Origin of the sequence: Evansella tamaricis, assembly GCF_019042215.1 — a bacterium.
Classification (GTDB): domain Bacteria; phylum Bacillota; class Bacilli; order Bacillales; family Salisediminibacteriaceae; genus Evansella; species Evansella tamaricis.
Genome location: NZ_JAHQCS010000109.1, coordinates 1 through 14431, shown reverse-complemented (window position 1 = coordinate 14431; position 14431 = coordinate 1). Strand labels below are relative to the sequence as shown.

Genomic DNA, 14431 nt, shown 5'->3' with positions numbered 1-14431 from the left:
TGCATCCGTCGAGACAACTCGTAGCTATTTCAGGAAGTAATGCTCGTTGCTTCGCACCTTGCGGGGTCTCCCCTGAACTCGCTTTTCCCGCAGGATTCTTTTGTGCGACATAGCCTTTCAAAAAAATAAAACAGGAATCAAAATCCCTGTTTTTGGTCACATCTTTTAAGATTTCAACTAACAAAATATGATTTCCTCCTTTTAGGATTCCCCCCCCCCGTTGAGCCACAACAGTATCAACAGCTTGTACACTAACGAGCTGTTAGTTCAACAAAAGATTTTGTTATTTAGAGATTAAATATTTCTCTTTGAAAATGGGACTAAGTTCACTCCATACATCAAATTTATTACCATCTAAATCATAAAAAACAAAATTTCTTCCAGAATGGCCTCTGTTTTCAATGTCTCCTACTCTTATCTCATTATCTACAAAATCTTTATGTAGTTCTTCCAATGCATCTAAACCATTTACTTCAAATGTTAAAGAAAATCTTTTTTCACCATGAAAATCAATGAAATTAGCACTTTGGCTTTCCTTTGATCTCACAAGAAAAATACTTTGGTTTGCCATGTTTAAAATCGCTTTGTCTTCATCTTTATAAGATAACTCTGCACCTAATTTATTTATATACCATTGAGATGAAAATTCTACATTTGTCACTGGAATATAAATAGTACCCACTCTCAATAATTTTTCCCTCATTCTAATAACTCCTTCCATTTCTGATATATCGTATGATTCTCTTCTACCTAGTTTTTTTCTTCCAATTATTGGAACGAACTCCCCGTCTGGGCAATATAAACTACCTAATGCTATTGTATAATCAGAACCATATATATACAAAACTTACCATTACTAGTTAGACACGATCTATTGCTTTAGATTGCTATAACAAGTTAAATAATTGCATTTGACTGACTATTCACCTATTATTCACCCAATGGTAATCACCCTTTCACACAGTGGTAAGAATGATGTCACTGGTGTACATTTCATTGGCTGTAATCAGACAGGGTAACGAAGTTCCATTGTAGAGTGAATCACTAGTACTGAGGAAGGTGATGGGAAATTTCCCCTAATCCTTATTGATAGCGTTGAAAAAATAGGGTGTCACTTCCTGAAAATGGCCACATAAACTCCATCTGAATCCGTGATAATAGGTGTTGATATGTCCTCCATCTACTTCGCTTTCCGCGGGCGGCTGGTAAGCCTCCTCATTGCTTTGCAATTGCGGGGTCTTACCCTTGCCTTTGATCCCGCAGGAGTCTCGTAGATTCCTGTCATATCAACTTCTTAATATACTTTGTATTGTTATTTGGATTCTTAATAAACCTGATGTTTTCATCTCTTTTTTCAGGTTTCGTATCACATTTTATTGTATTTTGATTAAGTGGAAAAAACATAACATCACCATTTTTAATGGCTGAAGCTGATTTTATCTCAGGAACTTTTAATTCCGTCAATCGATTAGAGACTCGTTTTAGACAAAAGTAAACCTATTAAACCTAAACCTGATTGAGTAGATAGTGTTTCATCGGAATCTTCTAAAATAAATTTCATCATAACACCCACCTGGTGAATAAGAATTTGAACTAGATAATAGTCCCTATTCTATTTATAACAAGGTATGAAGACTTATTTTATCTTCAATTTTCTGTTAACTCGAAGAAGTGAATGGCGGCGTCTCCTGCGGGAATAGCGCGAGCTGAAGACCCCGCAGACGCTGGTTTTTGGCGTTGAGGAGGCTGAGGCCGTGCCCGGCGGCAAAGAAGACACTGCGAAGAATGAGCAGATGTCGCACTTGTACCTTGTGTGAAAGCGTCCGCCAGTAACGTATTCGAGTATTTATATCACCTAGTTAAATCGAAAGATTTTTAGGATTCTTACAAAGAATAAATTAATTCCATCACGGATTCAGGTTCCAATAAGAAAAGTAAGCGCTTTATGGTTTACAATTATGTGTCCATTTCTCCAAGACAATTGGTATTTGAAAAGTTAGAGATATAATAGGTAACAAGAAACGGTATTAAAGAACAGAGAATATTATGTCAATTAAATTTCCTGACTGATACACGTTAAAAAGGTTATAGTAAGGTCTTCTGGAGGTATTCGCATGCAGTCATTATTACAAGATCCACTCATACTTATTTTTCTTATCCTTTTTCTTGGTTCCTTTGTAGGCCAACTCAAATTTAAGGGATTGAATCTAGGAGCATCTGGAGTCCTTTTAATTGGAATGGTCTTTGGACATTTTGGATATGAAATACCTTCTGTTTTACAAAACTTAGGCCTTAGTTTATTTATTGTTGCTGTTGGATTGCAGGCAGGCCCGCGTTTTTTCCGGATGATGAAAAGCAGCGGTATTGTGTTTGGAATAATAGGCTTCCTTGTGGTGTTTATTGCGTCTGTGACAACGGTTATTGTATCAAAATTATTTCAATTGTCAGCACCGATCAGTATCGGGTTGATGACGGGGGCATTAACAAGTACACCTGGTCTGGCAGCAGCTCTGGAGGCGACTCAGGATCCCATTGCATCCGTTGGTTATGGTGTAGCCTATCCTTTTGGTGTTATTGCAGTTGTCCTTTTTATTCAGCTTTTTCCAAGGTTCATTAAGGTGGATCTAAAGGCTGATCTGAGGAAAACGATTGGTCCAGTGAGACATCAAGGCTCACCAAGATCGATGATGATCCGGGTGGAAAAAGAAGAATTTCATAAAAAGACGTTGAAAGAACTAAGGCTAAATCGAAATAGTTCTGTCGTTATTAGCAGAGTTATCCGTGGGGACCGAAGTTTTTTAGGGCGCAATGACACGGTTCTCTTAAAAGGAGACGATTTAATTGTCGTAGGTTATCCAGAGGAAATCGAACGATTCACGAAGGAAGTAGGTTCAGAGGAAACTTCCGAAGTTAAATACGCCGATAATTTAAAAATGAAGCGGATCACCGTCGAGGCAGATGAGATGATCGGAAAAAGTTTACCGGATATTAAACTTAGAGCAGAATACGGGGTGACCGGAGACTAAAGGAAGTGGAGAAACTATTCGGTTTAAGACAATTTGCGGAAACAAACATTCACATTTTTTCCATCAGCATTATCCTTTTAATCGGTATTCTCGTGGGCATGATCCCAATTACGATTCCAGGTCTTGGAGAGATGACCCTAGGAGTCGCTGGGGGACCGCTTTTTGTATCGATCATCATCGGCCATTTTGGAAAAATTGGTCCAATCCAGGCAAGGTATTATCAACCATCCAATCACGTTATTCGGGATTTCGGACTGGTTTTGTTTCTAGCAGGGGCAGGTACGAAAGCAGGTAGCGGTATCGTAGAAGTTATTATGAACGAAGGGTTCCGCTTAATTATCGGTGGCGCCATCATCACACTTGTCCCCCTCTTCGTCGGTTTTATCATTGCGAAAAAGCTATTAAGATTAAGCTTTATCCATTCCCTCGGTGCTTTATGTGGCGGTATGACCAGTACTCCAGGGTTAGGGGCGTGCAATAATTTAATCGATTCAGATGATCCAACGATTGCGTATGCTGCAGCTTATCCCTTTGCCCTCTTCTTTATGGCCATCGGGTCGCAAATCCTGGCTTTAATTCTATAAATTTTGTAGATGATGGAGTGGAAGACGGGATCAGTGAGGGGAAGAGATGGGAGGTTAGTTCCGGATGAGAATTGGAAAAATTGGGTGGTAGCTGAAAAAGGTGGGATGTAATCAAAGGCTGCTGAAAAAGTGGAAAAGCACCACTTTTTCGTGCCCTCAGTTGTCACCATATCTCGCCTTACCTTATAGAGGCAACTACCACCTCGACCAATTATAAGCAACACGTTGTTTTAAAAATTTTGTCACGGGATTTCGCTAAAACATCTCTGGTCAGTTTTCCATTAATAATTTGTACTTTAAAATGGCGGCTAAACCCGCACCGTGTTTGAACTCCCCTTGTTGAATCAACGACATCACGTCATGCCAATCCTTTAAGTACACACTAATTAATTCACTTTCTTCCAGTGACTGGTCTGACGTTTTCATCAAATCTGCGGCAAGGAAAAGATGAATTGTCTCAGAAGTGGAACCTGCAGAAGGGTGAAAATATCCAAGGGCTGTCCAAGTTTCCGCTTCATACCCCGTTTCTTCCAATAACTCCCTTTTTGCAGCGTGCAATGGTTCTTCGTGCTGATCAATCATCCCGGCAGGTAATTCCCATTGCCACTCCTTTACAGCGTGACGGTATTGCTTTAAGATTACTATTTCGTTGTTTGCGGTAATTGCTAACACACAAACACCATCCTCAAAGCTGACGTATGAAAAATCCATTTCTCCATTATTCGGAAGTAACACATGATCTTTTTGAATGTGAAACCTGTCAACTGTTACATTATCAGACTGTTGAATCTTCCACGAATGATTAGTCATTTTAAATTGCTCCTTTGTTAGATGTAAAGGGAAAGCCCGTAATGGTGGATGAAATAGTAGCAAATAACATAAATACAGACAAGAGAAACAGAAAATTCCAACTGAAAGAAAAATAGTATGAATGAAGAGGGCACATCAAAATGGAAAAGCACCACTTTTTCAGTGCCCTCATGAATTAATAGTAACTGTTTCTTCCCTTTCTGTCATTGATCATTTGGCCTCAAAAAGCTAATTTGCCACACCAACTTATGGTAATTCGTCCAGATAGTATCATAGATAATCCAGATCGGATAAAGTAAAATTAAGGATGCAAATAGAAAGTGGTAATGGGAGTGTTTACTGCACTCTTTTCTTTGGAAATTAAAGGTAAGTTGCCTACTCAAGAATCAAAGATAAAACTATATTAGATAGAAAGAACGGATGACTTATGAGGAGAATTAGCTTAGCTGGCTTTTTAAGCTTATTATTATTATTATTATTTGTTTCGTGCACAGGAGATACAGAACCGGTGGTGGTGACACCAATAGGTGAACAATTACCTGAAGGGGAGTTCCTTCAGCTTTTTGAAAACTGGGAAGATTACCTAGGGGTTGAAGTGGAATTTGTGGGCCGGGTTGCCGGGGAAGAATATAGTCTGAACGATGCACTACAAGTTTGGACAAACCTAGAGAAAAGTAGTGAAACGGTTATCATTACAGGGGAAGATCTGGCGAATTGGAATAACGGAGATCTCATTAAAGTGCACGGATTCGTGAAAAATGGGGCACAACGTGATGTGAATGGAACAAAAATAGTTATTCCTATTCTTGAGGTCATGTCTATGGAAGAGATAAGCTATCAAGATGCAATGGCACCAACCTTATTTTCCATCCCAATGGAGCAAACTATTGAACAGGAAAACCTCCTGATCGAAGTTGTGGAAATGGAAGTGGCAGCAGAAGAAACACGTCTCCACATCAATGTCTTCAATGATACCTATGACTTGGCATCCATTTGGCAGTTTAGTGCCCAACTGAAGCAGGCAGAAAATACATTTGATATTAATATCCCGCACAGGGAGGCAGGATATCCATTACTTCAATCAGATATTGCGCCTGGAAAGACAACGAGTGGTGTGATTGTCTTCGAACCCATAGATTATGATGCCGGTCAAGCCACTTTTATCATAGAAGGGGAACTAAACGATATTACGATTTCGATGGATCCATTCGTATTTGATTTAGAGTGGTAAAAAGAGAGATCCAATTTCCAATAACCTTAATAAGTAATCCGATCATTTTGGTGGAGAAAAATACGAAAGAGCACTATAAATGGTAAACTAAATCGCAAATTCTTTTCACCGCATGTATCAACAATTGTGGGATATTGATTTCGTTCATGCTCTAATGGGTAGCGTGTACGGCCGAGCCTAGGTCGTATCATATAGCGGGGGGGATTTCCGTCGAGTAAGAACTAGCTATTCACTCGTAGCGACTCTTAGAGGGCTAAAGGTAACTTTAGTCTTTAAGCATAGACAGATAGGTAGCAGACAGAAAGCCAATTGGTTGATAGGATTAAAGCTCCATAAGATTTCAAAACATGAAAGAAGAGGATAAGAGTATGTTAGATATTATTTATTGGATTGTTATTATCGCATTATTAAGTATAATCGTTTCAAGGACGAAGTTTGAGAAAAAGGCAGAAGAACAAGTTGATGATACACAATTTGATCTGAAAGAATCAATACAAAATCAAAAACAAACGATAGAAATACAGAGAGAATCATTAAAAACACAAAAAGAAATGCTGGAGGTTATAAAAGATATTAGGAATAGATTGAATTAAGGGATTGAGGTGGATTCCAAAATGTGGTTGATTTTGATTTTAGCCATTCTGATTTTTATTGTGGGTTTTATTTCTTTCAATATAAAACAGAAAAAGGCATATAGTGTTTTAGAAGAGGCACTTTCAGATTTTAAAGAATCATTTCAAAATAAGAAAGAAATCAAAAAGCTAAATAGCGAACTTTTAAGAACTCAAAAAGAAATCGTACAGAGTATAAAAGAAATAGAAAAAATAACAAAAGCGTAAGCGCCTAGAGTGTAGGGCATTACAGTACAGAAATGACAACTAGAAGTCCGATCTGACTGGCTTCGGTTGTCACTTCCGAACTGCCCCGCAGGTTCCAAAACCTATAAATTCTGGTGTATCTTTAATCAAAAACGTAAACGTTCTGGAATAGTATGTCTGTTTGTTCCTATTAGTTAAAAGCCCCGTGCAACAGCCACATATATATTAAGCTTTTATTTAGTCTATAAACTCCAAAAAATCCTGACTTTCAATTTGATTATCATCAACATATAGTCGAGAACTTTTATTGGTTGATAAATTAGTAAAATCAATTATTAACTTATTCAATGACAATCCAGTTTCTTTACTCCAAATCGTTATGTCTTTTCCAAATTTAGCTACTTTTTCCGTAGATAAATCCTCTCCAGCGAAAGTGATCCAAATCGTATCGTTTCTATTAAGGTTATCAGCGGTAAAGAAGACTGTTCCATTAACCTCCATTTTATCCACGGATAAGTTTGAATTTGAGATATACTGTTTTACTTTTTCATTCAGATCCCTAGTTAAGTTTGTATCTTCAATTGTTTCCAATCCTTCTTGAATAACAAGTTCATTTACTTTTTTACCAGCAATTGTGGTTACATTAAAATTGTAGTTCCCGAAATTTTTTGCATATTCCCCATCGCTAATAATGAGATTCTCGTTAAAGTATCTTTGCTTAATATATTCATTACCCAATTTTTCAGCTTTGTGCATAGCTAACGGTTCCCCATTAAGTGTACTTATCGTCGAATATCCCAAATATAGTACAACTACAAGTAAAACGATTGATACAAAACCAATAACCATCTTTTTCAAAAAACCCATCTCCTGTAAAAAAAATCCTATTAATTTAAAATAAGACGCTTACACACGCAAAAAGTTTCAACCAGGTCAACCAGTTCACCAATCTTATGACTACAAAATCCCCGTTAAAGATAAAAATTTTTAGATTCCATAAACAATACAAATGTCTATGTACTCTCAAACTCACAACTTATCCAGCATACCGTTGAAGAACAGATCAGATGACTGCGCTTCATCAGCATCACTTTTAAACAGGACCGTCAAGCCCTCCCCTAAATCAAAAAATAATTGTTTAAATACACTTATTTTTACAAATACTCCTAACATAGAAGGGAGATATGCATCATGAAAGAGAGACAGGAAGGAAATTTCTTCGTCGGCGTTTTCGTTGGAGGTCTCATCAGCCTTCCAATGTGGTTTATTTTATTTAGCATCGTCAAATTTGTCATTCTATAATGAATGAAAGCTAAATCGAGCCCATTCCAGAACATTCAAAATACCTCTCCCTCAAAACTGCCCTTGCCCTTTACATTCCAACCAAAAATAGTATCCTATATGTAAAGAAAAAGAGGGAGGACGTTAACATGAAAATTGCGTTTATATCTGATATCCATGGGAACGCCGTAGCACTAGACGCTGTACTAGAAGACATCCAAACGAAAAACGTGGACAAGATTATTGTATTAGGAGACCTTTGTTTTCGCGGGCCAGAACCGAAACGGGCCCTCCAACTGATCCAAAACCTGAAGACCGATGTCCTGAAAGGTAACGCAGACGAATGGGTTGTACGGGGCATAAAACAAGGAGAAGTACCAAACCAAGCACTTCAGCTGATGCAGACCGAACGGGATTGGACATACGGCCAGCTAACTCACGAAGACGTGACCTACTTGAAAGAACTCCCCACCGAGCACACCGTCCCATTGACGGAAAAATTGACGATTCACTGCTTCCATGCCACACCAACAAGCCTGTTTGACGTGGTACCTCCCACTGCCGACAATGAAACATTACAAGAAAAACTAATGAGCAAAGACACCGCAACCATATTTGTATATGGCCATATTCACCTGCCTTACATACGATTTTTTAACGGGAAAGCAGTGGCAAACCTTGGGAGCGTAGGTGTTCCATTCGATGGACTGGCACAAGCCTCCTATCTCATCGTGGAGGGGAGCGGCGCCAAGTATACCATGGGCATCCAGCGAGTCCCATATGACGTAGACAAAGTAGTGCGTCAATACGAAACTGCAAACTACCCCAACCTAAAAATGACCGAAGTGATTCGTAACGGCTCCCTATAGTATCTTTCTTATTTCTAAGTGTAGAGGTTTTGTTTTTGGAAAAATCGGGTAGATATTTGATAAACTAAGCGAGACTCTGGGGGAAGCCCTGCGTTTAAAGCCAGTTTCTGTCATTTTTGCCCCCATGGGCTTCCCAGCTTTAGAATTGATTCTGCCCTTTTAACAATAATTTTGAAATTTTTCCAACTTACATATTTTAAGAAAGTAAAGAACGGTATGTTTTCCATATAAATCATGATTTAAAGCAAATTATAATATGTAAGAATAATTTAATTCTTCCCTCATACACTGTGATAACACACAAAGAAGTAGCAGATTCAGCGAAAATAAGTCCATAGACTAAAAAAAGCTGGTAATACTTACCGTCCATCCCTATAATGTATGTAAGCGATTTCTTTACAATATTGTGAAAACATGAACAAAAATAATATTTAGATGTAAAATAGCAATAACAGAATAGAATGTTAGTAAGGTTTTAAGTTTTCACTTAGGTGTGTGGAGTAAAGCAATTACTAGTATTACTGGGAGTTCCACAGTAGCCTAATAAAAAGATTAATAGAATTCTAGGGGAAGAGGTGTTGAATGATGGCTAAATTTATTGTTAATACGGGGAAGGAAAAAGTAGTTCACCGTGCGACACACACCAAGCCAGACTGTAACATTAACCTCATAAGTACTGCTAACAGAATTGATACGTATGTGGACTATACGGTATTGTATCCCAGCATGTATACGACTTGCACCCATTGCAACCCAGTGGAAGAGACGACGGTCCCAATAGAAAATCTAGCAGCAGATAGGGAACTGAACAGTTACCATAGTTAATTTGGTGCCTGTCACTTGTCGAATTCGACAAGTGACAGGCACCTCGTCATTTCTTCGTCTACCAGTCTTTGCTTTCCACTTCGGTTGTTTTCAATAGTTTATGAACTTTCAATCCATCGCCAGTTAAACGGACTAAATATTCCGAATCGAAACCTTTAAATTTAGCAGATCCGTCTCCGTAGTAAATCACATACTCTTCATACGTACTTACATGAAAGAGATCATCACTTTCCCGGTCCACTTTTTTCACTTCCACATCAATAAAGTCTTCATAAATATCCCTCGTATCAAGATAGTCAATATAGTCAGACATTTCTTTTCGGTAATCCGCATTATCCGGATCTACCCATGGGGAAACGATGGAGAAATCCCGATTATTGATGGCATCGACAGAATTGGAAACGAAGGAGTAGAACAGAGACTGGAAATTTTCCTCATTTTGCGCTGTTAACGCCATGATTTGTTCTGCCACCGCCTCTTGTTGATCGTTCCCTTCGAACGTGAATTCCTTTAGGTTTGTTTCATCAAAATAGCCCCATAGTGGATCCACGTGACTCATTATCCATTTCTTATTCCCTTCGTTATATGTAAGAGAATAGTTCAATTCATGAATATCATCTTGAGAGTACGTATTCCCATTGCTGCTCACATACGTCCCTTTCCACTCTTCCATTACAGAAACAGAAGTAATCCAGTTCCCATCATTGTAATAAACTTGGAGGGAACTCACATCAAACGTCGTTTTCACTGGTTGACCAAAATAAAATTCATTGTAGGAAATTAAGTTGTCAATACTATTAAATAAGTATTCCTCGTAGTAACCCATGACATGTTCCAGCCCGCTTTTGTCATGGCTTGCCCTCGCCGTTCCCCACTGAAAAAGATGGTCATTAATTGTTTCAAATACAGCATTCTGCTGATCCTCCAGTAATGTAAATACTGGATAATAATAGTATTCATTAATGGAATAAGACGGGCTCACCATTTTTCCAAAAGGTGCTTCCCTTTCTAAATGAAATTCCATGGATCCATCCAGCAAAACAGGTCCAAAAGAATCCCCATCCGGCTGAAGGATCATCCCAGTGTCTTTGCCATTGATAAAAACGGAAACATCAGTGAGCGTTGTATCAATTGAGATATAATCAATATCTAAATAAAAATCCGTACTTACTTCATAAAATAAGTTTACTTGCAGGTCCTTTTCCAGTTCCATAAAGTCGGTTTTTAAAACCCCTTTGATATCATACACACCAGGTAAAAAGGAGCCAAGCGTAACGTACTCTCCTTCAATATACAAAGGTACAACTTCTTCTTCGTTGATAAAAAACGTCAGATCAGAGTAGTTAGTGTACAGATTAAGTGACTGCGGGTGTAGGAAAAATTCATAATTGTCGTAGATGAAAAACTTTTTCCCGTGTTGTTCAAAGGTTAAAAAAGAATTAGGATAATAGCTGTCTTCCGGTGCAGTCCCGTTAAAAACGTCCGCTGCTCTCTCCAGTTCAAACATCAGATCATTTTTCACAAATGGATTTTCGTTTATGTATTCCAGAAAATCTTCCACTATTTTATCCGTTACTTCCAAATTCTCATCCTGTGATTTCAGATGATCCACAAGGTATTCCACATCTTCCGTTTCCACGGCTTCGATAAAAGATGCCAACGCCTTGTCACTGTCTGTGAGAGATTCCCCAAGTTTGAACAATCCAAAAAATAATAATAAAACGGCTCCAACAGACGATAGGAGGATTTTCGTTTTCTTGGAAAGGGGCTTAGATGGTTTAGCAGATTGTACAGGTTGGTGCTGAGAACGTGAGACCGGTTCCCCCATTTTTGAATCATTGTTTCGCTGTTGTTGTGGATCTGATGAATTAATAGCTGCTTGTCCAAGTTTTTCCCCACTTTGGTTTGACTGTGGAGGGTCACTTGTAGTTAATTTTGCTCCGCATTCAGTGCAGAATGGGGTTTTCTTTTTCAATTTCACCCCACAGGAAGTACAAAACTGCATGGCATTCACTCCTTAAAAAAATAGTAGGATACTTCAGACAGTAATGACGAATAAACGAAATAAATGTCTAAAATTGTCTAATGGTAGAAATAAAATATATTATACTATAATAAAAGCGATTTTCGTATCTAAAAAATCTCAAGAACTAACAAAACTTTTTTGCAACACTATCTATCTGAAAATCTCAGTAACGCTAAGTATTCAGGGCGATTTAGGAAAGGGAACTGTGGCAAATTAGAGAGGAAGGAATTAGTCAAACATAAAGCCAGCTTATTAAAGATTGCGACAGCTACGCTTATGCTATCAAGAGACTATAAAAGTGGAAAAGCACCACTTTTCACTGCCCTCTCAAAAAATCTAGGTCTTTTTTATGGAAGTTTAATAGATAACGAAGTAGAATTTAGTCGAATATTGAAAATTCGTGGGGGAAAGTGTAATATATCTCTAGTGTTGCTAACTTTTTGAAAGGAGATTATGTTATTAAAAAGCTCTGTTGATGTAGTAACCTAAGGGATTATATGTGCTCCATACAAGTAATTTTTAGATTCCGATTATTACATATGGGTTACTAAGGTAAATCTTATATCTATGTATCAATCATTCTACTACTAGCTAATCTAGTGACTATTCAAGGAGGAGTTTTATTTATGTTTTGTTCATCATGCGGAAATAAATTAGAAGAAGGTGCAAAGTTTTGCGGAGCCTGTGGGACGAGTGTTGCTGCGCCTGCGGCAGGACTTTCCGATCAATCAGCAGCTACTTCTGAAGTACAGCCTCAACAAAGCTCTCAGCAAACAGCACAAGATGCAGTAAAAAACTTAAAGGACAATGAGTATGTACAACAAGGAAAAGAAATTAGTAAAATGTATTATCAATTTGCTTTAGCTTCCTTAAAAGCACCATTTCGTTTTGCTTCCAACACAAATGAACCGTCCGCAATAAATGGACTTATTTCAATTATATTGTTTTCCCTGCTCGTTCCTTTTACAACGTATTTAACGCTACGAAATCCATATTATGCCGTTCCTTTTGGCAGCACAGTTGTTACACCTGCGATCGTATTATTTGTTACTTTCATGATAATGACCGGTGTCATGTTCGTCGTCTTGAAACTGATGAAAGTAGATGCGGACTTCAAGCTTGTTTTAACTCGTTTAGGGTCATTAATCGTATTCCCGCTTCTCTTTGTTCTTGCAGGATTTGTGTTTACACTTCTTTCCGTTAAAGTGTTCGGCAATATCGTTTCAGGTGTGGGATTGATGATTTTACCATTAACGACATTTGCAACAATCTTCTCCTTTGAGAAAAAACAAGAAGGTGGCCTCGATCCACTTTATGGAATTATCATCATGGTCATTGCATTATTTATCATTTCCCTTATTACTTTCTCCATCGTATTTGAAAGATTGGTTAACGAACTTAACCCTTTTGGAGGATACCTATTCTAAACAAGTAAATAATGATAAAATAGTAATCGGGAGGTGCCTGTCACCTCCCGATTTTTAGATTATTTTGTCGAATCAAACATTCACTTTCATATCTTACATAACATCAGCTTAAACAATTTAAAATCAAAGGGAGGTTTTTATTAATGAAATGGGGAATACTTGGAGCCTCGAACATTGCTCGGAAAGCGTTGATGCCTGCACTTCAACGGGCAGAAGATACAGAAGTAATTGCTGTAGCGAGTAGAAGTGAAAAAGGTGCAGCTTTCGCAAAGGAATTTAATATCCCAAAAGTCTATACTAGCTATGAGGAAATGCTGGCAGACGGGGAAATTGATGCCGTCTACATTTCCTTGCCGAATGATATGCACAAAGAATGGACCATCAAAGCAGCGGAACATGGAAAACACGTTTTATGTGAAAAACCAGCTGCTGTAACTGCGGCTGATGCAAAAGACATGATAGATGCCTGTGAAAAACATAATGTGAAATTCCTTGAAGCATTTATGTATCAGTTCCATCCACAGCATCAACGGGTAAAAGACCTCATACGATCTGGTGAAATTGGTGACGTGAACTTAATGAAAGCGAGTTTTTCATTTTATCTCGATCCTTCCGCTGATAACATTCGTCTTGACAGGGAAAAAGGAGGCGGTGCACTGTTTGACATAGGTTGTTATGGACTTCACTCTGTTTTTAACGTGCTTGAATCAAAACCAGTGACAATAGAAAGTGTGGCAGATATCCATCCGGAAAGGGAAGTGGATTTAACAACGGCCATTTCTATGAAGCTTGAGAATGGTCTCCTTGCGCAAGTGGACTGCAGTTTCCAACAGCCTTTTAAGCAATCTTATGAAGTAATTGGTACGAAAGGGAGAATCACAGTGACAGATGCTTATCGTCCAGATGCGGTTAACGAAGATGGTACAGGTACAATCATCATCGAAACAAGCGATGGCAAGCGGGAAGAGGCCGTGGCAGGAGATCAATATAAACTGGAAGTGGATACATTAACTAATGCAGTAGTTCACAACCAATCCCTTTCTAAGTTCCATGAAATGACACTTACTTATCTTAGAGCTATAGAGACTTGTCAGAAATAATCGTTTTGATGAACACCCAAAGTATCTTTTTTAGAAATGGCTATGTTAAAGGCTAATGTTGATTTTTTAATAGGATGATTTTTAGCGAAATTTACGACTACTGTCTCTTCCTCTGCGAGCAAATGCTCCGAGGCGTATCCGTCCATCGGGCAAAACGCCACGTCCTGTGGCATGCCCGATATTAGGACGTCCTGTCCGTCGAGACAAATCGACGTATTTGCAGAGAAGTTGTGCTCTTTGCTCCTGCGGTTACTCGTCGCACAAGAGAATATTTGCTCCTGCGGTTACTCGTCGCACAAGAGAATATTTGCTCCTGCGGTTACTCGTCGCACAAGAGAATCCTGCGGGAAAAGCGAGTTCAGGGGAGACCCCGCAAGGTGTGAAACACCGAGGAGGCTCCCGAACCGCCCGCGGCTAAGAAGACACTGCGAAGA

General features: G+C 38.6%; 15 protein-coding genes. 9 read left to right on the top strand and 6 right to left on the bottom strand.

The genetic code is table 11. The features are described 5' to 3' along the window. A partial coding sequence (locus KS419_RS13605; protein ID WP_217066938.1) for a hypothetical protein occupies positions 1 to 184 on the bottom strand: 184 nt, incomplete at its 3' end. Between the two features lie 99 nt (positions 185 to 283). Further along, the gene (locus KS419_RS13600) at positions 284 to 703 is read right to left on the bottom strand and encodes a VOC family protein (protein ID WP_217066937.1); all 420 of its coding nucleotides are present in this window, start codon (positions 701 to 703) and stop codon (positions 284 to 286) included. 1411 nt (positions 704 to 2114) lie between these two features. Between KS419_RS13600 and KS419_RS24965 the strand changes: the two genes are divergently transcribed. Together KS419_RS24965 and KS419_RS24960 are read left to right on the top strand one after the other, a co-directional pair. Continuing rightward, positions 2115 to 3026: an aspartate-alanine antiporter-like transporter gene (locus KS419_RS24965; RefSeq protein ID WP_246594057.1), complete on the top strand. Its 912-nt coding sequence runs from the start codon at positions 2115 to 2117 to the stop codon at positions 3024 to 3026. 5 nt (positions 3027 to 3031) lie between these two features. Further along, a complete protein-coding gene (locus tag KS419_RS24960) occupies positions 3032 to 3610 on the top strand; it encodes an aspartate-alanine antiporter-like transporter (RefSeq protein WP_343215064.1) in 579 nt (192 codons plus the stop codon). A gap of 270 nt (positions 3611 to 3880) precedes the next feature. Here KS419_RS24960 and KS419_RS13590 read toward each other — a convergent pair whose 3' ends face one another. Continuing rightward, entirely contained in the window at positions 3881 to 4420 is a 540-nt protein-coding gene (locus KS419_RS13590) for an NUDIX hydrolase (protein WP_217066936.1), read from the bottom strand. Between the two features lie 427 nt (positions 4421 to 4847). Here KS419_RS13590 and KS419_RS13585 point away from each other — a divergent pair, with 427 nt between their 5' ends. The 3 genes from KS419_RS13585 to KS419_RS13575 all read left to right on the top strand — a co-directional run bounded on the left by KS419_RS13585 (position 4848) and on the right by KS419_RS13575 (position 6490). Beyond that, on the top strand, positions 4848 to 5651 hold the full coding sequence (locus KS419_RS13585; protein WP_217066935.1) for a DUF4352 domain-containing protein: 804 nt from the start codon (positions 4848 to 4850) through the stop codon (positions 5649 to 5651). 368 nt (positions 5652 to 6019) lie between these two features. Continuing rightward, positions 6020 to 6244, top strand: a complete 225-nt coding sequence (locus KS419_RS13580) for a hypothetical protein (protein WP_217066934.1) — start codon at positions 6020 to 6022, stop codon at positions 6242 to 6244. Positions 6245 to 6265: 21 nt separating this feature from the next. After that, positions 6266 to 6490, top strand: coding sequence for a hypothetical protein (locus tag KS419_RS13575; RefSeq protein WP_217066933.1), 225 nt, complete (start codon positions 6266 to 6268; stop codon positions 6488 to 6490). Positions 6491 to 6706: 216 nt separating this feature from the next. Here the strand turns inward: KS419_RS13575 and KS419_RS13570 are convergent, their stop codons facing one another. Continuing rightward, positions 6707 to 7318: a YfjL-like protein gene (locus KS419_RS13570; protein ID WP_465254602.1), complete on the bottom strand. Its 612-nt coding sequence runs from the start codon at positions 7316 to 7318 to the stop codon at positions 6707 to 6709. Positions 7319 to 7899: 581 nt separating this feature from the next. Here KS419_RS13570 and KS419_RS13565 point away from each other — a divergent pair. Further along, positions 7900 to 8619 (top strand): metallophosphoesterase family protein, encoded by a 720-nt coding sequence (locus KS419_RS13565; RefSeq protein ID WP_217066931.1) that lies wholly within the window; start codon positions 7900 to 7902, stop codon positions 8617 to 8619. A gap of 585 nt (positions 8620 to 9204) precedes the next feature. Further along, the gene (locus KS419_RS13560) at positions 9205 to 9444 is read left to right on the top strand and encodes a hypothetical protein (RefSeq protein WP_217066930.1); all 240 of its coding nucleotides are present in this window, start codon (positions 9205 to 9207) and stop codon (positions 9442 to 9444) included. 58 nt (positions 9445 to 9502) lie between these two features. Here the strand turns inward: KS419_RS13560 and KS419_RS13555 are convergent, their stop codons facing one another. Continuing rightward, complete coding sequence (locus KS419_RS13555; RefSeq protein WP_217066929.1) at positions 9503 to 11449, bottom strand: TcaA NTF2-like domain-containing protein; 1947 nt, start codon at positions 11447 to 11449, stop codon at positions 9503 to 9505. Positions 11450 to 12096: 647 nt separating this feature from the next. Between KS419_RS13555 and KS419_RS13550 the strand changes: the two genes are divergently transcribed. Both KS419_RS13550 and KS419_RS13545 read left to right on the top strand, forming a co-directional pair. Beyond that, entirely contained in the window at positions 12097 to 12897 is an 801-nt protein-coding gene (locus KS419_RS13550; RefSeq protein ID WP_217066928.1) for a zinc ribbon domain-containing protein, read from the top strand. A 143-nt stretch (positions 12898 to 13040) separates the two neighbouring features. Continuing rightward, a complete protein-coding gene (locus KS419_RS13545) occupies positions 13041 to 13997 on the top strand; it encodes a Gfo/Idh/MocA family protein (protein ID WP_217066927.1) in 957 nt (318 codons plus the stop codon). 81 nt (positions 13998 to 14078) lie between these two features. On the opposite strand, the gene KS419_RS25245 is transcribed toward KS419_RS13545, so the two are convergent. Then, positions 14079 to 14204, bottom strand: coding sequence for a hypothetical protein (locus KS419_RS25245; RefSeq protein WP_281419806.1), 126 nt, complete (start codon positions 14202 to 14204; stop codon positions 14079 to 14081). Positions 14205 to 14431: the final 227 nt, after the last annotated feature.